The 18,626-nt window shown below is 67.5% G+C and carries 20 protein-coding genes; 9 read left to right on the top strand and 11 right to left on the bottom strand.

What is annotated here, in order from left to right; genetic code table 11:
* Nucleotides 1-45: 45 nt before the first annotated feature.
* The 3 genes from ACPRTJ_RS22240 to ACPRTJ_RS22230 are packed head-to-tail and all read left to right on the top strand — an operon-like array spanning nt 46 to nt 2,945.
* Entirely contained in the window at nt 46-1,104 is a 1,059-nt protein-coding gene (locus ACPRTJ_RS22240; RefSeq protein ID WP_058540721.1) for an NAD(P)-dependent alcohol dehydrogenase, read from the top strand.
* 37 nt (nt 1,105-1,141) lie between these two features.
* A complete protein-coding gene (locus ACPRTJ_RS22235; RefSeq protein ID WP_043860541.1) occupies nt 1,142-1,765 on the top strand; it encodes a glutathione S-transferase family protein in 624 nt (207 codons plus the stop codon).
* Complete coding sequence (locus ACPRTJ_RS22230) at nt 1,743-2,945, top strand: MFS transporter (protein WP_078480128.1); 1,203 nt, start codon at nt 1,743-1,745, stop codon at nt 2,943-2,945. Before ACPRTJ_RS22235 ends, ACPRTJ_RS22230 begins: the two co-directional genes overlap by 23 nt.
* Nucleotides 2,946-3,224: 279 nt before the next feature.
* On the opposite strand, the gene ACPRTJ_RS22225 is transcribed toward ACPRTJ_RS22230, so the two are convergent.
* Nucleotides 3,225-4,115 (bottom strand): DMT family transporter, encoded by an 891-nt coding sequence (locus ACPRTJ_RS22225; RefSeq protein ID WP_426427300.1) that lies wholly within the window; start codon nt 4,113-4,115, stop codon nt 3,225-3,227.
* Nucleotides 4,116-4,220: 105 nt separating this feature from the next.
* Here ACPRTJ_RS22225 and ACPRTJ_RS22220 point away from each other — a divergent pair, with 105 nt between their 5' ends.
* Nucleotides 4,221-5,552 carry a PLP-dependent aminotransferase family protein gene (locus tag ACPRTJ_RS22220; RefSeq protein WP_043860508.1) on the top strand — a complete coding sequence of 444 codons (1,332 nt, stop codon included), beginning with the start codon at nt 4,221-4,223 and terminating at the stop codon, nt 5,550-5,552.
* Nucleotides 5,553-5,562: 10 nt separating this feature from the next.
* On the opposite strand, the gene ACPRTJ_RS22215 is transcribed toward ACPRTJ_RS22220, so the two are convergent.
* The 3 genes from ACPRTJ_RS22215 to ACPRTJ_RS22205 form a co-directional block, all read right to left on the bottom strand.
* On the bottom strand, nt 5,563-7,851 hold the full coding sequence (locus tag ACPRTJ_RS22215; RefSeq protein ID WP_426427299.1) for a TonB-dependent receptor: 2,289 nt from the start codon (nt 7,849-7,851) through the stop codon (nt 5,563-5,565).
* An 81-nt stretch (nt 7,852-7,932) separates the two neighbouring features.
* On the bottom strand, nt 7,933-9,051 hold the full coding sequence (locus tag ACPRTJ_RS22210; RefSeq protein WP_043860506.1) for an aryl-sulfate sulfotransferase: 1,119 nt from the start codon (nt 9,049-9,051) through the stop codon (nt 7,933-7,935).
* 66 nt (nt 9,052-9,117) lie between these two features.
* Complete coding sequence (locus ACPRTJ_RS22205; RefSeq protein WP_236176912.1) at nt 9,118-10,107, bottom strand: ABC transporter substrate-binding protein; 990 nt, start codon at nt 10,105-10,107, stop codon at nt 9,118-9,120.
* Between the two features lie 46 nt (nt 10,108-10,153).
* Between ACPRTJ_RS22205 and ACPRTJ_RS22200 the strand changes: the two genes are divergently transcribed.
* Together ACPRTJ_RS22200 and ACPRTJ_RS22195 are read left to right on the top strand one after the other, a co-directional pair.
* A complete protein-coding gene (locus ACPRTJ_RS22200; protein WP_236171670.1) occupies nt 10,154-11,281 on the top strand; it encodes a GlxA family transcriptional regulator in 1,128 nt (375 codons plus the stop codon).
* Between the two features lie 27 nt (nt 11,282-11,308).
* The gene (locus ACPRTJ_RS22195) at nt 11,309-11,785 is read left to right on the top strand and encodes a hypothetical protein (protein ID WP_043860504.1); all 477 of its coding nucleotides are present in this window, start codon (nt 11,309-11,311) and stop codon (nt 11,783-11,785) included.
* A 161-nt stretch (nt 11,786-11,946) separates the two neighbouring features.
* On the opposite strand, the gene ACPRTJ_RS22190 is transcribed toward ACPRTJ_RS22195, so the two are convergent.
* Both ACPRTJ_RS22190 and ACPRTJ_RS22185 read right to left on the bottom strand, forming a co-directional pair.
* On the bottom strand, nt 11,947-12,426 hold the full coding sequence (locus ACPRTJ_RS22190; RefSeq protein ID WP_058540692.1) for an HIT family protein: 480 nt from the start codon (nt 12,424-12,426) through the stop codon (nt 11,947-11,949).
* A complete protein-coding gene (locus ACPRTJ_RS22185) occupies nt 12,423-12,893 on the bottom strand; it encodes a hypothetical protein (protein WP_054915351.1) in 471 nt (156 codons plus the stop codon). Before ACPRTJ_RS22185 ends, ACPRTJ_RS22190 begins: the two co-directional genes overlap by 4 nt.
* Before the next feature lie 113 nt (nt 12,894-13,006).
* Between ACPRTJ_RS22185 and ACPRTJ_RS22180 the strand changes: the two genes are divergently transcribed.
* Nucleotides 13,007-13,309, top strand: coding sequence for a DUF7693 family protein (locus ACPRTJ_RS22180; RefSeq protein WP_043860502.1), 303 nt, complete (start codon nt 13,007-13,009; stop codon nt 13,307-13,309).
* On the opposite strand, the gene ACPRTJ_RS22175 is transcribed toward ACPRTJ_RS22180, so the two are convergent.
* The 5 genes from ACPRTJ_RS22175 to ACPRTJ_RS22155 form a co-directional block, all read right to left on the bottom strand.
* A complete protein-coding gene (locus ACPRTJ_RS22175; protein ID WP_043860501.1) occupies nt 13,306-13,635 on the bottom strand; it encodes a hypothetical protein in 330 nt (109 codons plus the stop codon). The genes ACPRTJ_RS22180 and ACPRTJ_RS22175 overlap by 4 nt on opposite strands.
* Before the next feature lie 72 nt (nt 13,636-13,707).
* Nucleotides 13,708-14,433: a DUF72 domain-containing protein gene (locus tag ACPRTJ_RS22170; protein WP_426427298.1), complete on the bottom strand. Its 726-nt coding sequence runs from the start codon at nt 14,431-14,433 to the stop codon at nt 13,708-13,710.
* Nucleotides 14,430-15,218 (bottom strand): exodeoxyribonuclease III, encoded by a 789-nt coding sequence (gene xth, locus ACPRTJ_RS22165; RefSeq protein WP_043860499.1) that lies wholly within the window; start codon nt 15,216-15,218, stop codon nt 14,430-14,432. The genes ACPRTJ_RS22170 and xth overlap by 4 nt, the downstream gene beginning before the upstream one ends.
* 17 nt (nt 15,219-15,235) lie before the next feature.
* Nucleotides 15,236-15,478, bottom strand: a complete 243-nt coding sequence (locus tag ACPRTJ_RS22160; protein ID WP_054915353.1) for a hypothetical protein — start codon at nt 15,476-15,478, stop codon at nt 15,236-15,238.
* A gap of 75 nt (nt 15,479-15,553) precedes the next feature.
* Nucleotides 15,554-16,687: a GGDEF domain-containing protein gene (locus tag ACPRTJ_RS22155; RefSeq protein ID WP_426427297.1), complete on the bottom strand. Its 1,134-nt coding sequence runs from the start codon at nt 16,685-16,687 to the stop codon at nt 15,554-15,556.
* Nucleotides 16,688-16,858: 171 nt separating this feature from the next.
* Here ACPRTJ_RS22155 and ACPRTJ_RS22150 point away from each other — a divergent pair, with 171 nt between their 5' ends.
* Both ACPRTJ_RS22150 and ACPRTJ_RS22145 read left to right on the top strand, forming a co-directional pair.
* Entirely contained in the window at nt 16,859-17,587 is a 729-nt protein-coding gene (locus ACPRTJ_RS22150) for an AraC family transcriptional regulator (RefSeq protein WP_043860496.1), read from the top strand.
* A gap of 77 nt (nt 17,588-17,664) precedes the next feature.
* Nucleotides 17,665-18,624 (top strand): DMT family transporter, encoded by a 960-nt coding sequence (locus tag ACPRTJ_RS22145; protein ID WP_078480222.1) that lies wholly within the window; start codon nt 17,665-17,667, stop codon nt 18,622-18,624.
* Nucleotides 18,625-18,626 lie beyond the last annotated feature (2 nt).

Here is an 18,626-nt window from a genome sequence, read left to right as displayed (position 1 = left end):
TATTGAAACCCTGGTCCCCATTCCCGAGCGTGACGAGAGGTGAACATGTACACCATTGGCTATGCAGCGCAGCACCGCGAAGCACCGCTGGCACCCTTCAAGTTCGAACGCCGCGCCCTGCGCCCCAACGACGTGGCGATGCAGATCCTGTACTGCGGCGTATGCCACTCCGACCTGCACCAGGCCCGCGACGACTGGGGTTTCAGCCGCTACCCGATCGTGCCAGGCCACGAGATCGTCGGGCGCGTGACCGAGGTGGGCAGCCAGGTCACCCGCTACAAGGTCGGTGACGCCGTGGCGGTGGGCTGCATGGTCGACTCCTGCCAGCAGTGCGACCAGTGCCGCAAGGGCGAGGAACAGCTGTGCCGCGAGAACAACACGCAAACCTACAACAGCCTGGACCGCATCACCCGCGAACCCACCTACGGCGGCTATTCCAAGCACCTTGTAGTGCGCGAGGAGTTCGTGCTGCGCGTGCCCGACGGCCTGGACCTGGCCAAGGCCGCGCCGCTGCTGTGCGCCGGCATCACCACCTACTCGCCGCTGCGCACCTGGAATGCCGGGCCCGGCAGCCGCGTCGCGGTCATCGGCCTGGGCGGGCTGGGGCACATGGCCGTGAAGCTGGCGGCGGGCCTGGGTGCCGACGTCACGGTGCTCAGCCGCACCCCCGACAAACTCGATGATGCGCGGGCGCTGGGCGCCGACAAGCTGCTGGTGTCGTCCGACGCCAAGGCCATGGCCGCCGCGCGCTCCAGCTTCGACTTGATCATCGACACGGTGCCGGTGCGCCATGACGTGTCGCCCTACATGTCGCTGCTGGACGTGGACGGCACCCTGGTGATCGTCGGCCAGGTGGGGCCGATCGACGAACAACTGACCGTGCCGTTCATCCTCGGCCGGCGGCGCCTGGCCGGCTCGCCGATTGGCGGGATTGCGCAAACCCAGGAGATGCTCGACTTCTGCGCGAAGAAGAACATTCTGCCGGAGTGTGAAATGATCCGCATGGACCAGATCAACGAGGCGTTCGAACGCATGCAGCGCTCCGATGTGCGCTACCGCTTCGTGATCGACATGGCCTCGCTCGACGACACCACCGGCGCCTGACGCGCCTCACTCCCCTACCGAACCACAAGGGCCTCCCATGCTGCAGATACTCGGCAAAGCTTCCTCCATCAATGTACGCAAGGTGCTATGGGCCTGCACCGAGCTGGGTATCGCCTTCGAGCGCGAGGACTGGGGCTCGGGCTTCAGGTCCACCTTCAGCCCGCAGTTCCTGGCCCTCAACCCCAACGCCATGGTGCCGGTGATCAAGGACGGCGACTTCGTGCTGTGGGAGTCCAACAGCATCCTGCGCTACCTGGCCAACCAGTACCACGGGCAGCACCTCTACCCCGCCGAGCCCCGGGTGCGCGCACGGGTGGACCAGTGGATGGACTGGCAGGCCACCGACCTCAACAAGTCCTGGACCTACCCCTTCCTGTCGCTGGTGCGCCATTCCCCCGACCATCAGGACCCCGAGGCACTGGCGGCGGCATGCAGGCAGTGGACCACCAACCTGCAGATCCTCGACCGCCAGCTCGAATCGACCGGCGCCTACGTCAGTGGCCAGGACTTTTCACTGGCGGACATCGCCATCGGCCTGTCGGTCAATCGCTGGTTCGAAACCCCGCTGGAGCATCCGGATTTTGCAGCGGTTCGGGCATACTACGAGCGTCTGACCGAACGCGAAGGGTTTGTCATCCATGGAAGAAACGGTACCCCGTAACGCCACCGTCACCACCGAAACCTCGGTGCGCCGCCGCTCGCTGCTGGCCGGCTGCAGCGCCCACGCGGTGCACGACGGGCTCACCGACGTGATCTACGTGCTGCTGCCGCTGTGGCAGGCGCAGTTCGGCCTCAGCCTGGCCCAGGTGGGCCTGTTGCGCGGGGCCTATTCCGGGATGATGGCCGGCTTTCAGCTGCTGGCCAGCCGCGCGGCCCGGCGCTTTGGCCGCGAGCGCCTGCTGGTGGGCGGCACGCTGCTGGCCGGCGTGGCCTACCTGGTCGCCGGCCAGGCCACCGGCCTGGGTGTGCTGCTGGTGGCGCTGATGCTGGGCGGGCTGGGCGCCAGTACCCAGCACCCGCTGGCCTCCTCGATGATCACCGACAGCCACGCGGCGGGCGGCGGGGTCAAGCAGGCGCTGTCGCACTACAACTTCGCGGGCGATATCGGCAAGGCGGTCATTCCGGGCCTGATGGGCGTGCTGCTGGTGGCCGTCAGCTGGCGTACCGGTGCAACGCTGCTGGGCGTGCTGGGGGTGGCTGCGGCGGTGTTGCTGTGGTGGCTGATCCCCTCCCGGGCCCAGGCCCTGGCGGCGGGCGGCAAGGCGCCGAAGCTGGCCACCGGAAACGGCTCGCCGGGCGGCCTGCGTGCCCTGCTGATGCTGGGCATGCTCGACAGCGCGGTGCGCATGGGGTTTCTGACCTTCCTGCCGTTTCTGCTCAGGCTCAAGGGCGCCGGCACCGCCGGTATCGGCCTGGCGCTGACGCTGCTGTTCGTGGGCGGGGCCTTCGGCAAGCTGCTGTGCGGCTACCTGGGCGCACGCATCGGCCTGCTGAAAACCGTCTCGCTCACCGAAGCGGGGACTGCGCTGTTGATCGTGCTGGCGGTGGTGCTGCCGTATTCGGCCACGCTGGTGATGCTGCCGTTGCTGGGCCTGGCGCTGAACGGCACCTCGTCGGTGCTGTATGGCGTGGTGCCGGAGCTGGCGGCTGCCGGCAAGCACGAGCAGGCCTTCGCGCTGTTCTACACCGGCACCATCGGTGGCGGCGCGCTGGCACCGGTGGTGTTCGGGCGGCTGGGGGACGTTACCGGGGTGCCCACGGCGGTGGTGGTGCTGGCGGCCACGCTGCTGCTCACGCTGCCGCTGGCGTGGCGGGTGAACAAGGGCTTGGTGGCAGAATAGAAAAGAAGGCGCGGGAGTCTCGGCGCCTTCCTGGTTTTGTGCGGGGTGTGGCGGGGGTTACAGGGGGGAGATGGTACCCAGTGCTCCGATTGCGAAGGCCAATACCAGAAAGCCGAATACAAAAATTGCCATCTTGCCCATGGGAGCTCCTAACTGAGGGGGTGCGGCTGTCGAAGGCCACATTGTCTGCCCCCTTCTGATCTGGAAACAGATGCAGCTAGCGAGGCAAAAAGCGGATCAGATGAGTTCGGCTGAAAAGCCCAGGCTGGACGCAACCGTCTACCGCGCCCACCGCCTCGCCCCCGCCACACACAGGATCACCCCCACCGTCACCCCCAGCATACCCGGGCTGACCTGCTCGCCCAGCAACCCCGCCGCCAAGGCCAGGCCAAAGAACGGCTGCAGCAGCTGCAACTGCCCCACCGCCGCAATCCCGCCCTGGGCCAGGCCGCGATACCAGAACACGAAACCGATCAGCATGCTGAACAGCGACACATACCCCAGGCTCACCCACGCCGGCAGGCTGATACCCGTGAACGTCGACGGCGCCATGTACCAGGTCAGCACCAGCATCACCGGCAACGACACCAGCAGCGCCCAGCAGATCACCTGCCACCCGCCCAGCGCCCGCGACAACCGTGCCCCCTCGGCATAACCCAGGCCGCACACCACCACCGCCAGCAGCATCAGCAGGTCACCCTGGGGCGACGCCGCCAAGCCCTGCGACAAGGCAAAGCCCACCACCATCAAGCACCCCAGCACCGAAAACAGCCAGAACACCGGGCGCGGGCGCTCGCCCCCGCGCAGCACACCAAACACCGCGGTGGCCAGCGGCAGCATGCCGATGAACACGATCGAATGCGCCGAGGTCACGTACTGCAAGGCCAGCGCAGTCAGCAGCGGAAACCCCACCACCACCCCAAGCGACACCACGATCAAGGGCATTACCTGAGCCCGGGTCGGGTGCGGTTGCCTGAGCAGCATCAGCAAGGCCAGCGCCAGTACACCGGCAATGGCGGCACGCGCCACGGTGAGGAACACCGGGTCGAATTCCAGCACCGCCAGGCGCGTGGCCGGCAAGGAGCCGCTGAAAATCACCACGCCGATCAGGCCGTTGATCCAGCCACGGGTGGCGTCGTCCAGGGTGCGAGGTTTGAGAGTCTGTTCCATTGAAGTCACGCTCGACAGTTGCAGGGGTTAAGGGCACGCTTGCCAAAAACCATGCTAGGGCCGACGATCAGCACAATCAAAAAATCGTCATGGATACATCTGCACATGCCTCGCTCGCGCTACAAGGCCCTGGTCGACACCTTCGCCGCCGACATTCGTGACGGCAGGCTCGCCCCTGGCACCCGCCTGCCCACCCACCGTCACCTGGCCGCGACCCATGGCCTGGCCCTGGTCACCGCGTCACGGGTATATGCCGAACTCGAGCAGATGGGCCTGGTGAGCGGCGAGACCGGGCGCGGCACCTTCGTGCGCGAAACCTCGCTGCCGCCCGACCTGGGCGTCGACCAGCAGGTGGTGGCCGCCGGCATGGCCGACCTGAACTTCAACTACCCGGCATTGCCCGGCCAGGCCGACCTGCTGCGCAGCGGCTTGCGCCAGCTGGCACTGAGCGGCGACCTGGAGGCGCTGCTGCGCTACCAGCCCCATGCCGGGCGCGCCCATGAACGCGCCTGCATCGCCCGGCACCTGCTCGGTTGCGGGCTTGAGGTGAATCCAGAGCAGGTACTGATCGTCAGCGGCGCCCAGCACGGGTTGGCCGTGGTGCTGATGGCCCTGCTGCAGCCCGGCGACGTGATCGCGGTCGACGCCCTCACCTACTCCGGGTTCAAGGTGCTGGCCGAGGCGTTGCGCCTCGAGATGCTGCCGATTCCGGTCACGCCCCACGGGCCGGACCTCGGCGCCCTGCAGCGGCTGTGCCGCAGCCGCCCGGTACGCGCGGTGTACAGCATGCCCACGCTGCACAACCCGCTGGGCTGGGTGATGAGCCAGGAGCAGCGCGAACAACTGGTGTCGATTGCCCGCACCCACAACCTGCACCTGATCGAGGACGCCGCCTACGCCTTCCTGGCCGACGACGCGCCGCCGCCCCTGGCCCAGCTGGCACCGGAGCGCACGCTGTACGTGTCAGGCCTGTCGAAGAACGTCGCCACCGGCCTGCGGGTGGGCTTCATTGCCGCGCCGCCGCACCAGGTTGCCGCGCTGGAGCGCTCCATTCGCGCCACCACCTGGAATACCCCCGGGGTGATGACCGCCATTGCCTGCGCCTGGATCGAGGACGGCACGGTGGAGCGCCTGGAAGCCGAGAAGCGCGCCGATGCCCAGGCCAGGCAGGCCATCGCCCGCGAAGTACTGGCGGGCATGCCTTGCGTCACCCACCCCACTTCGTACTTTCTGTGGCTACCGCTGGCCGATGACGCCCGCGCCGAACAGATCGCCGCCGCCCTGATGCGCGAACAGGTGGCGGTGTCCACCGCGCAGCCGTTCGCCACCACCAGTCACGTGCCGCGTGCACTCAGGCTGGCGCTGGGCTCGGTGGACCTGGACACGCTGCGCGCGGCGCTGGCGAAGGTACGCTGGGTGGTGCAGGCGTACTCCTGAAGCCCACGCCTCAGAAGTCGTAGCGTGCACTCATGCCCAGGGTGCGCGGCGTACCCAGCACCCCGGTGTAGGCGCCGTTGGGCGAGTTCCACAGGGTGGTGTAGTAGGTCTTGTCGAAGGCGTTCTTCAGCCACAGCGACACGTCCCACTGGCCCTGGCCCCAGTCGCCGCGCACCCCCGCCGACAGGTTGACCAGCGCATACCCCGGCAACTGCGCCAGGCGCGAATCGTCCACCGTGCCCACCGCCTGCGAGCGCCAGGCGTAGTTGCCGTTCACGTAGGGTTGCAGGCCGTTGTCCAGGTCCCACTGGTAGCTGGCGCTGGTGTTGGCAATCCATTTGGCCGCGCCCACCACGTTATGCCCGCTGAGGTCGCAGGCGGCCGGGGCCCCGGGGCGCAAGGCCACCTCCGCCGGGCATGGGGCGTTGTCGTAGGACAGGTAGCGCACATCGTTCCACGAGCCGTTCAGGCTCAGCGTCAGGCCACGGCTCACCCGCCAGGTACTGTCCAGCTCAAGGCCACGGCTGCGCACGCTGCCGGCGTTGGTCAGGTAGCTGGTGAGGTTGGCGTCGTCGTAGGCGTTGGTCTGGTAGCCGTGCACAATCGTCCAGAACAGGTTGGCATTGAGTTGCAGGCGCTGATCCAGCAGCGTGGTCTTGATGCCCAGTTCGGCGTCGTTGGCCCGTTCGCTGCCGATCAGCAGCGAGTCGGCGCCGGCCACCGGGGCGCTGGCCACGCTGAGGTTGACCCCGCCGGACTTCTCCCCATGGGACAACGAGCCATACGCCAGCACCTGGTCGTTCACCCGCCAGGCCAGGCTGGCCAGCGCCGACGGGCTGAAGCTGTAGAGGCTCAGGTCGCCCGAATCATAGGCGCCGACACGCCCCTGCCTTACCGCTGCCGCCGCCCCCGTCACGCTCGCGCCGCCCACCGGGGCATCGCGCGTCACCCTGGCCTGCTTGCGCTCGTAGGTACCGCGCAGGCCCAGGCTCAGGTCCAGGCGCGGGGTCAGGTGCCAGGTGCCCTGGGCAAAGGTGGCGAAGCTGTCGGTGTCGATGCTGCCGTGGCCCACGCTGTTCACATCGTTCAATGCGCCCTGCGGGGTGCCGTTCCAGGTGTCGGCCAGCGGCCCGTATTCGGTGAACACGCGGTTTCGCATCTGCTGGCCGAAGTAATAGCCGCCCACCACGTAATCGAACCGCTCACCCAGCGGCGAGGCCAGGCGCAGCTCTTGCGAATACTGCTTGTCGCGGGCCGACTGACCGACGTTGTGCATCACGTCCACGTTCAGTTCGTCGTCGTTGCGCGGGGTGAAGTCCCACCAGCGGTAGGCGCTGATCGACGTCAGCGTGAAGCCATCGGCCAGCCCCCAGTTCGCCTCCAGCGAGGTGCCGCCCTGGAACACCGTGACACGCTGGTCGGCATCGAGGTTGACCCTGCGCCCGTCGACCAGCGTCGCGCCCACCGCCTGGGCCCGCTGTTCATAGCGGTTGACTCCGTTGATGGTCGGCCCGGTGCTGAACAGCGAGCGCGTGCCGGCGCTGGAGTGCTCCTCGTTGTAGTCGCCAATCCAGCGCAGGCTGAAGTCTTCCTGCGGCCTGAACAGCAACTGCCCGCGAAAGCCCTGGCGTCGGCCGCCGCCCAGGGTGTCGCCGTCGAACCGGTTCTCCACGTAGCCGTTCTCGTCGGTGCGGTAGGCCGCCACCCGCCCGGCCAGCGTGTCGGTCAACGGCCCCGACACACCGCCCTGCACCTGCCGGTAGCCGTCCTCGCCCAGCGACGTCGACACGTTGCCCTGCGGGGTGAAGGTGGGCTGGCGGGTGGCGATGTTGAGCACACCGGCCGTGGTGTTCTTGCCGAACAGGGTGCCTTGCGGGCCGCGCAGCAAGGCGATCTGCTCGATGTCCAGCAGGTCGAACACGGCCATGCCGGGGCGGCCCAGGTAGACGTTGTCGAGGTAGATCCCGGCGCTGCCCTCCAGGCCGTCACTGGCCGGGTTGTTGCCCAGCCCGCGAATCGACAGGCTCGACTGGCGCGGGTTCATGAACGCCACGTTGACGCTGGGCATGGCCTGTTGCAGGTCCTGCAGGCGATACAGGCGCTGGGCCTCCAGGGCCTGGGCGCCCAGCACGCTCATGGGGGTGGGCACGTGCTGCGCCTCTTCGCTGCGCCGGCGCGCCTCGACCGTCACCGGGGCAAGGGTCGGGGCGTCGGTGGGGGTAGGTTCAGTGGCTGACGCAGGCAGTGACAGCAGGCCCAGTGCGGCCAGGCACAGGGGGCGTGGATAAGGCAGCTTCATCATCGATTCCTTTGGGAGTATGGCGGTACCTCGCTGCGCGTGGTGTGCGTGAGCGTGAGGGTGGGTGCTGGTGCGCTGTGTTCAGGCTTTCAGCCAGGGAATGTCGTCGCGCTGGTAACGGTGCGCGCGGAAGATCGCGTTGTTCTCGCCCGGCAGGTAGCGGCGCGAGGCCGCATCGGGGTAGGCGGCAAAATGCGGGTTGATGTACTCCCACACCACCTCGCCGGCCGGCGTCACTTCGAACAGGCGGCCGAAGTTGGCCTCGGTGATCAGCGTGTTGCCATTGTGCAGGCGCTGTGCACCGCCCATGAAAGGGGTGAAGAAGGCGTAGCCGGGGGTATCGGCGTACTGCCATTCGATGCGCCGGGTCAGCGGGTCGATCTCCAGGATGCGCGAGTGCGGCATCGACACGTGGGGCCGCGAAATACCGTTGTCGAACACCAGGATGCGGCCGTTCTCCAGCTCGCTAGGGCAATGCTGCTGCGCCACCAGATCGTGGCCCAGACGCCACAGCACCTCGCCGCTGCCGCGCTGCACGGCGATCACCGACGACACGCTGCGCAGGCTGAGGATCACCTTGCCATCGCGACCCGGGGTCACCGCGTTGGTCATGGGCCAGTGGTAGCGCTCGAAGGTGTCGTGCAGCGGGTAGTCCTCGGGGCGCAGGTGCTCCCAGCTGCGCCACTCCCACACCACCTGGCCCTGGCGATCCACCTCCTTGACCACATCGGCATAGATCACCCCGCCCGCCGCCTCGCTGCCGGGAATACCGCCCACCACGCGGCTGGCCAGCTCGGGGCTCAGGGGCTCGACCGTGGTGTACAGCAGGTGGCCGTTGTCCAGCCACTGGGCATCGTGGTGGTGCAGCAGGTCGGTGTGCTGCCACACCACCTCGCCTTGCGCGGTGACTTCACTGAAGGCGCCGCCGTGCCACACCGACCAGCCGGGGAACAGCTCGGGGGAGTCGGGGTGGTTGCCGTTGTAGCCCAGGTTGCCGTTGGGCAGTATCACCGCGTCGCGACCGGGGCGCTGGGGCAGCTTCCAGCGGTGTACCACTTCGCCGTCCAGGTCGATCAGGAACACGTTGCCGTCGGCGGTCTGCGGTGCGAACAGGGTATAACCCCCGGCGCTGCGGGCGTGGTCCACGGCAACCAGGCCGGTCCTGTGGCGTTTGAGGGTCGGGGTGTGCAGGGCAGTCATGAGGTTTCTCCGGGTGAGTGGTGCCCTGCCGACGGCAGGTCGGCATGGCAGGTCGAGTTGAAGTGTTTAGTCAGGTTGTGGCAGCAAACTGTTGAAACGGCTATCGAATACCTGTTCAACCTGCAGCGGTTTTGGGATCAGGCGCTCGGCGGCGAAGGCATCGGCCAGGCGTTGCTGCAAGGCGATGATCGAAGGGTCGATGGGCACATAGCGCAAGTGCTGGTGCGCCAGCATCTCGCGCACCAGCTCAAGGGGCAGGCGCGTGCTGCCTGCCAGCGCCTGGGCCCAGGCATCCGGGTGGGCGGTGGCCCAGGCCTGCGCCCTGGCCAGGCGCACCATCAGCTCGCCCAGCTGTCGAGTACGCTGCGGGTCGGCCAGGGCCTGGCCGCTGGCGACCGTGAAGTTAAGGCCGGTCTCGGGCCAGGCCGAGCCGTCCACCAGCACCCGGGCGCCGTGAGCGGTGGCCTGCCCGACAAAGGGGTACCACACCGCCCAGGCGTCCAGGTGGCCACTGGCAAAGGCGTTTTGCGCATCGATGGGGCTGGCATAGGCGATCTTCACCTCCCGGGGGCTCAGCCCGGCCTGGCGCAGCGCGGCCAGCAGCAGGTAGTGGCCGCTGGAGCCCTTGGCCACCGCCACGCGCCGGCCCTTGAGGTCGGCCACCTGTTGCACCGTCGAGCCTTGTGGCAGCAGCAGCGCATTGTTGTTCTGGGCGCCGTCGGCCACGCCGATGATACGGATGTCGAAACCACCGGCCTGGGCAAACACCGGCGGCGCATTGCCCACCACCCCCACATCCACCGCCCCGGCACTCAGCGCCTCGAGCAAGGCCGGGCCGGCCGGGAACGGGTGCCAGCTCAGGGGCAAGGTCAGGGGCTCGGCCTCCCCGGCGGCCTGCAGCAGGGTTTGTACCAGCCCGCTCTGGTCGCCGACCCGCAGCGCGGCAGGTGCGGCGCTGACGGCCTGGGCCAGCACCATGCCGGCGCACAGCGCCACGGCGCGCAAGGTGGTGCGGCGGGCGTGCAGGTGCTTGGCAGCAGCAGCGAATAACGGCATTGTCGTCCCCTTGTTTCGTGTTGAACCCAGTATGTCGAGGCCCCCCGTGCAACTCCATGCCAAACACCCCTCCTTTGCTGCCACGCCACCCGCGCCCCGCGCGGTGGTGGTGCTGGGTTTCGACGATGCGTTGCTGCTCAATGCGGCCGGCCCGCTGGAGGTGTTCGGCGCCGTGCCGCGCCTGCTGGCCGGCGCGTTCGCACAGCACCCGCCCTATCGCCTGGTACTGGCCTCGCCCGAGGGCGGCCTGATCAGCACGGTGTCGGGCATCGAGGTGATGACCCGTTCACTGGCGCAGCTGGACCTGGAGCTGCGCGACATCGACACCCTGATCGTGGCCGGCGGCCCGGGGGTGGCCGCACTGGAAGCAGACCCGCGCGCGTGCGACTGGCTGCGCCGGCGCCATGGGCAGATTCGCCGGCTGTGCTCGGTGGGCACCGGCACCTTCGCGCTGGCGGCTGCGGGCCTGCTCGATGGCCGTCGGGTGGTGACCCACTGGAAGTTCAATGACGAGTTGCAGGCGCGCTACCCCAGCGTGCAGTGCCAGCCCGACGCGCTGTACCTGAACGACGCCAACCTGTGGACCTGCGGCGGCGCCACGGCGGGCATCGACCTGGCGCTGGCACTGGTGGAGCAGGACCTGGGCCCCCACGCGGCCCTGGCGCTGGCACGCTACTTCACGGTGTTTCTGTGGCGCTCGGCCGGGCAACCGCAGCTCAGTGCCTCGTTGCAGGCACAGTCCAACGCGCTGCGCACCGCACCGGATGTGCGCCTGGCCCGGCTGCATGCCTGGATCGCCGCCAACCTGGATGGCGACCTGCGGGTGGAGCGCCTGGCCGAGCAGTTCGGCATGAGCCCGCGGCATTTTGCCCGGGCCTATGTGGCGGCCACGGGTGACACGCCGGCCCAGGCGGTGGAAACATTGCGCCTTGAAGCGGCGTGCCGCCTGCTGGAGACCACCCGCGAGCCGATCAAGCGCATTGCCGAAACCGTCGGCTTCGGCCGCGAAGAACGCATGCGCCGGGTGTTTCAGAAAGAGCTGGGCACCAGCCCGCTGGGTTATCGTACCCAGGCCAGGGCCCCGCAACCGGGCGTGCCCGTGCCGGTGGCCGGCCAGACCGGCTACCGCCATGTGGAGCGGCCGGGCATCGCGCTGGAGCATCTGGCGCAGTAGATTCGGATTGTCGAGAACGGAGTGATCATGAAAGTTCTATATACCCTGCTTGCCCTGCTGGCGTTGAGCGGACTGGGTGGCACTGCCTATGCCAAGGCACCGGCCGCAGAGGCGGCGCGCGAGTTCGTGGTCAAGAGCCAGGCCGGGGCCAACCTGGGGCCGATTGCGCTGTCGGCGGCCATGCGCACCAACACCTACGGCCTGCTGACTGCGCAGGTCGGCAGCCAGCAAGCGGAAAAGAGCGTGACGGCGGCCATCAAGGGGCTGCTGCCCAAGTACCAGCCGCAGTGGGACCAGCACCTGGTCGAGGCCTACAGCCAGTCGTTTTCGGCGAAGGAGCTGGCGTCACTGGCCAGCGAAGGTCGCGAATCCAAGTATGCCGACAAGGTAATGAGCAAGCAGCCAGACATCGGCAAGGCCATGCAGGCCAGTGCCAGGCCGGTGCTGATCGAGCTGGTGACCGAGGCGTTGAAGGTGGCGGTGGCGGCGCATCCGGTGAAGTGAGGGGTGTAGTTGCCTGCTGGTGCTGCGCACCCGATCGCGGGTCAAGCCCGCTCCCACAGGTTTGCGCTGCTTCTGTGGGAGCGGGCTTGGCCCGCGATCGAGCGCAAAGCGCTCGCATGGCTCAAATCACACGGGTAGTGCCCCTTCCAACCATAGGCCCCTCATCGCAACGCCTCACGCACACATTCAATGGCTTCACCTACCGAGCGCCCCTGCACCGCTGGCGGGTCTTCGCGCTCACCGAACTCGCGCCACACGAACAGGGTCAGCTCCGCGCCATCGGTGAGCGACTGGCAGCCGGCCCCGGCATAGGTCTGCAGCAGCCGATAGCGCTCATCCTTCCAGAACAGCGCCTCCACCCAGTCGTACACCGGGATGAAGTGAAAGTGAATCGGGTACCCCGGCATATGCCCGTACCGGCTGATATACAGCCACTTGGGCTGCAACTGGCGCTCCATCACCGCCTGCGTCCTGGCCATCAGCCCGCCCATCTCGGCCAGCGCCGCGTCGGGCAGTTGCGCCAGTGAATCGACCGGCTGGCGCGACCCCAGCATCAGGTAACCCGGCAACGCCGAAGACAGATGGTGGTTGAGTACCCAGTGCGCGGTTTCGTGAACGATGAACTCAGCGGGGATCTTCAACGCGCCTTCACCTCGGCCAGCGCCTCGCGCAGTGCCTGTGCATCGGCCAATTCCTGCTTGGCCGTCACGCGCCCGTGCTCCAGTTGCAGCAACAGCACCGTGCCCTCGGCGCCCGGGTAACGCGAGGCCACCCGCCCCTCGCGGTCCAGCAGCACGCGGTAGCTGTAGTCGCGCATGGCCGGGATGGCGAACAGCTTGGCGATCAGCGCCGGCATGCGCTGCACGTCGGCGACAAACACACCCTTGCGCGCCTCCAGGTAGCCCTTGGGCTGCCCCTCCAGCACCGCCTTGACCAGCTTGCCACCCTCCATGCTACGCGCCACCAGCACCAGGGCAGTGTCGTCGTTGAGGGTATACGGCTGCTCGAACTGGTCGAGCAGGGTCCACGGGGCCACGCGCTCGCCCACCTCAAGCGCCTGGGCAACGATGGGCATCAGGCCCAGCAACAGCACGATCAGCACTCTCACACCACACCTCGTTCATTGGGCTTCGACAAGCCGGCGACTATAGCGCGACTCAGGCAGGCGAAGACATCGCCCGCGCCACCGCATAAAGTGACGCTTTTTTCCGGGAGGTATGGATGAACGCGCCCACTGACCACACCCTCACCGCCCGCGAGGTGTGCCAGCAGCTACGTGACGCCGCCCTGGGGCTGGCCAGCCTGCAGTGCCTGCAGGCGCAACCGGCCAGTGGCGTGATGCAGGTGCAGATCGACGGCTGGCAGTTGAGCCTGGATGTCGAACACGGCCACCTGCACCACTGCCAGCGCTGCCAGAGCCCGGATGGCCGGGTGTACGAGCCTGGCCTGCGCTACGGCACCGACCCGGTCTACCTGCTCAGCACCTGGGAACTGGCCCGGATCGAGCGCCTGCTCGGCGCCTAGCGCTGCGCCATGGCATGGCGCGCGCACTGTTCGTAGTAGGTCTGCTTGATGGCTGGCGGCTTGAGCCGCGAGCGGCTGTTGTAGGTCTGTTCGGTAATGCCCATGGCCGTCATGCGCATCCACGGCTTGGGGAACTTACGCGATTGCAGACGCTTGCGCGCGGCATACAGCGTGACCCCGGACAGCTTGGACTGCTGCGCACCGGCGGCAATCTCCGAACCCCAGCTGCACACGAAGCGGTCATTCTTGTTCAGCGCCTTGGCGTGCGTCGCCAGCGAGAAGGTGGCCAGTGCGCACACGGCCACGGTCATCACGAAACCTCGCATGAAGTCATCCTAACCCGTTGAAAGGCGGCGAGTTTGCCAAGGATGAAAAGGCGTCGGGGCCAGCAAATTGCCTTATGTGTCCTCCAGCAGTTGCAGCAGGCCCAGTGCATCGCCTACCGCAGCGCCGCTGGCGGTGTTGTCGAAGATGCACCAGCACTCCATGCCGGCCTCCAGGGCCTGGCGTATGTCCTGGGCCAGCAGTGCCAGGCGTTCGTGCCCATAGGCGCTGTGATAGAGGCGTGGCGAGCCGTGCAGGCGCCAATAGCGCAAGCCGGCCCAGCCACCTGGATGCACGGCACCGATGGGGCTGGGGTCGGCCCCCACCTGGGCAATGCGCCAGCGTTCGAGCAGCGCCCCGGCGTCGGCCCAGGAGGCATGGCGCGGCTCGAACGCCACGGCGCCGGCGTAGCGCTCACGCAGTGCACCGAAGAACGCCTGCGCCACCTGCGGCTCGCAGGCCAGCGATGGCGGGGTCTGCACCAGCAGGCATCCCAGGCGCTCGCCCAGCTGCGTGCACTGCTGCACAAACGCATCCAGCAACCCGGCGCAGTCATGCAGGCGTTGCACATGGGTGATCTGCTTGGGCACCTTGACCGAGAATGCGAAGCCTGGCGGTACCGCCTGAGCCCAGCGCGCATAGGTGGCGGGCTGGTGCGGGCGGTAGAACGAGCTGTTGATTTCCACGGCCGGCAGGCGCGACGCATACCGCTGCAGGTGCGTGCCCTGCTCGGCGAACGCCGGCCAGTACGCGCGCGGCAGGCTCCAGCCGGCACAGCCGATGCGTAACAAGGGGCTCATCGAGCGGCCTTGAGTTCGATCCAGGTGGGTGCATGGTCGCTGGCATGCGCTTCGTTGCGCACCCAGGCGTCGACCCCGGCGTTTTTCAGGCGCCTGGCCAGCGGCGGGTTGAGCAGCAGGTGGTCGATGCGCAGCCCCGAGTTCTTCTGCCAGTGCTGGCGAAAATAGTCCCAGAAGGTGTACACCCGCTCGTCCGGGTACAGGTGGCGGATAGCATCCGTCCAGCCCTGGGCCAGCAGGCGCTGGTAGCATTCGCGGCTTTCGGGCTGCAGCAGCGCGTCCTTGAGCCAGGAGCGCGGGTTGTAGATATCCAGGTCGGTGGGCACCACATTGAAGTCGCCGGCCAGCAGCACCGGGTGCTCGCTGTTCACCAGGCCCTGGGCGTGGGCGATCAGGCGTTCGAACCAGGCCAGCTTGTAGTCGAACTTGGGCCCCGGTTGCGGGTTGCCATTGGGCAGGTACAGGCAGCCGACCTGAATGCCCAGCACCGCCGCTTCCAGATACCGGCTTTGCGTATCGTCCTCGCTTCCCGGCAAGCCGCGGCGCACCTCCAGCGGTTGCGCGTCACGGGCCAGAATCGCCACGCCGTTCCACGACGCCTGGCCATGGTGCAGGCAGCCATAGCCGAGGGCTTCGAAGTCAGCCACAGGGAACGCGCTGTCTACCGCCTTGAGCTCCTGCAGGCAGGCGATGTCGGGCTGTTCCCGCTCCAGCCAGGCCAGCAGGTTGGGCAGCCGCGCCCGCAGGCCGTTGATGTTGAATGTGGCGATCTTCAGCGTTTTCATCCGCACCTCCCTGGCGATCAGGTATCCGGGTCGTCGACCTTGGCCTCCACGGCCGCTTCGATGGCGTGCGTGTTCGCCTCATCGGCCATGGCCTTGAGCGCCAGCCAGTCGTCCCATTCGATGGCACCGTCGTCCAGCAGCGCCTGGGCCAGGCTGACCAGGGCCTGGTGGTAGGCATCCGGCGACTCCAGCCGGTAACTCTGATCGTCCAGCACGGCATACCAGGCTTTGAGTTCAGGCGTATTGCGGTCAACCGACATGGCATTGTCCTCTGGGTCACTCAGCTCTAGTGAGTGCCGGGCGTGGCCGAACGTTCAGTTGCAGTGCACAGGCGGTCAGTCGGCCGCCACCACCTGATTGCGCCCCTGGGCCTTGGCGCGGTACATCGCCTGGTCGGCGCTGTTGAGCAAGGTGTGCAGGTCGCTGTGCGCCGCACTGGCCACCGCCACGCCGAAGCTGGCCGTCATGCCCTGGCGGCCGTCGCTGTGGTGCACGAACTGCAATTGGGCGATGGCTTGCGCCAACTGTTCGGCGATGCCCATCGCCGTGTCCATCGGCGTGTCGGCCAGCAGCACCGCGAACTCCTCGCCGCCCAGCCGACCGTACACGTCGGTGTCGCGGAACGAGGCCTTGATCACCCCGCCGATCTGGCGCAGCACCTCGTCGCCGACCTGATGACCGTAGGTGTCGTTGATGCGCTTGAAGTGATCGATGTCCAGCATCAGTGCGCACAGCGGGCGCTGCTCGCGCTGGCTGTGGGAGTACAACTGCTGGGCATGTTCGAAGAACGCCCGGCGGTTCTTCAGGCCGGTCAGCTCATCGGTTTGCGCCGCGCTGCTGGCGATGTGGTGCGCGCGTTCCATCTCGTGAGTCAGGCATAACGCCTTCTCCAGCGCCGCGCAGAGCTTGCCGGTGGCACGCAGCATGAACGAGGAAAACACCAGCACCGCCAGGGCCATGCCGGTCTGCAACTGCGAGGGCTGAAACAGCAGCCACAGCGTGCAGGGCAGCAGCACCAGGCCGATGGCGGCCAGGGTCATCGAGCGGTAGGCGTAATAGCAGGACACCGCGCTGCCCGACATGCCCACGGCGAACAACAGCACGATCGCCTGGGCCAGCAGGCTGTCGTGCGGCATCACCGCCAGCGCCCCCAGGCCCCACACGCCGGCACTGAACACCAGGGTGACCCAGTATCTGCGTTCCCAGCGCGACGGGGTATGGCTGGTCTCGGGGCTGCGGTAGTAAGCGGTGAACAGCACGATGCGCGACAGGGTCGCCACGCTCAGCACGCCGATCCAGCTCAACGCGACGTTGTGTTCGATGTAGTCCCAGCACAGCCAGCACAGCATCACTGCGCCAAGAAAGCTGCCGTATACCGCGGTCAGCGACTGACGGAACAGCAACTGCAAACGGTCGGTACGGGCCAGTTGCGCCACAGTGGCATCAGGGTGCGAAAAGGGATGATCCATTGGCTATGCCCGCTATGGTGAAGCGCTGGTAAGCCGCATTGTGGCACTGTGCGATCATCTCGAACAGCCGGCTGTCGGCTGGGGCGCGCACGTGCGATTGAATGTTCAGAGGGTCGAGGATAGCCTGTGCGCACGGCGGCCATGCCGACGTCTGACGCCAGGAGTGCACCATTGGTCTTGAACCTCGATATTCGCAGCTATCAGGCTGAAAGCGCTCATCACCAGCATGACTTCACGCAACTGGTGCTGCCCATCTGCGGGCGCATGGAAATCGACGTGGATGGCCGTGGCGGCAGCATCGACAATGCCCTGGCGGCGCTGGTGCGACCCGGTTCGCAGCACGCGCAGCTGGCGCAGCCCGGCAGTCGCTTCCTGGTGCTCGACTGTGCTCCCGATGCACTGCACGGCCAGCCGTTCACGGCGCTGGCCCAACGCACCTACGTCGCCATCCCGCCCGCCACCCGGCGCCTGATCGAATATGCCGAGCTCATCGGCCGTGACCAGCTGGCGGCCACTGCAACGCACCTGGCGCCCTTGCTGCTGGCGTCGCTGGCCGCCCTGCCGGTGCAGCCGAACCCCGGCCTCAACCGCCTGATTGCCCAGGTACACGCCCGACCAGCCGCCGCCTGGAGCAACGAGCGCATGGCCCATGTCGCGGGCATGAGCCTCAGCCAGCTGCATCAGCGCTTTCGCGAGCTGCATGACTGCACCCCGCAGGGCTGGCTGACCCGCGTAAGGATCGAGCAGGCGCAGCGCTGGCTGGGCGACAGCCACCTGCCGATTGCCGAGATCGCCCTGCGCAGCGGCTTCAGCGACCAGGCCGCCCTTACCCGCGCCATGCAGCGGGTGGGCGGCATCACTCCCGCCGCCTACCGCAGGCGCCAGCAACAGCCTGGGTAAAAAAACCCGCAGTCGGCGCCAATACCACCACTGGCAAAACCCGCATGCTGGGCACCTTTCACGGCAGGGGTGGTGCGATGTTCGCTGATCGTTCGTTGGTAAAGGGGCTTGGCTACGGCGTGGCGGCCGGGGTGTGCTGGGGCGTGATCTTCCTGGGCCCCGAACTCACCCCAGGGTTGAGCGGGGTGCAGTTCGCGGTACTGCGGTTCCTGTGTTACGGGCTGTTTTCGCTGGTGCTGCTGATGCCGCGCCTGCACCGGGTATGCGCGCAGCTCACCCGTGCCGACTGGGTCTCGCTGTTCTGGCTGAGCCTGGTGGGCAACCTGGTGTACTACTCGCTGGTGGGCAGCGGCGTGCAACTGGTCGGCATCGCCACCACCTCGTTGATCGTCGGTCTGATCCCGGTGCTGGTGACCCTGGCGGGGCGCCATGACGCCAACGCGGTGCCTGTGCGGCGGCTGATCCCCTCGCTGACCCTGGCGATGGCCGGCGTGGCCCTGATCAGCCTCGATGCGTTGCACAGCGGCGCCGACACCCGCACCAGCAGCGGCCAGGTGATAGCCGGCCTGCTGTGCGCCGTGGGCGCGCTGGTGAGCTGGAGCTGGTACGCGGTGGCCAACGCCCGTCGGCTGGCCCTGGTCGGCGGCGTGTCCTCCCACGACTGGGCCTTGCTCACGGGCCTGATGACCGGCGCACAGGCGCTGGTGCTGGCGATCCCGGTGCTGGGCCCTGAAGTGGCGGCCCATGGCGCGGCAACCTGGGTTCACTTCGTGCTGGTGGCCGCGGGCGTGGCGCTGCTATCGTCGGTGGTCGGCGGCGCCTTCTGGAACCAGGCCAGCCGGCTGCTGCCGCTGGCGCTCAGCGGCCAGGTGCTGGTGGTGGAAACCCTGGCGGCGCTGCTGTTCGGCTTTTTGTGGGAACAGCGGCTGCCCGGTGCGCTGGAGCTGGTTGCTATTGCGCTGCTGGTCGGTGGCGTGGTCTGGTGCCTGAACTGCCACCGCAGCGATACTGCCAGTGCCACCGCAACCTCCTCCTGAAC

This window comes from Pseudomonas palmensis, assembly GCF_049942755.1.
Taxonomy (GTDB): Bacteria; Pseudomonadota; Gammaproteobacteria; order Pseudomonadales; family Pseudomonadaceae; genus Aquipseudomonas; species Aquipseudomonas palmensis.
Note: the sequence above shows the minus strand (reverse complement) of the source record. Positions and strands in the feature narration are given on the sequence as shown.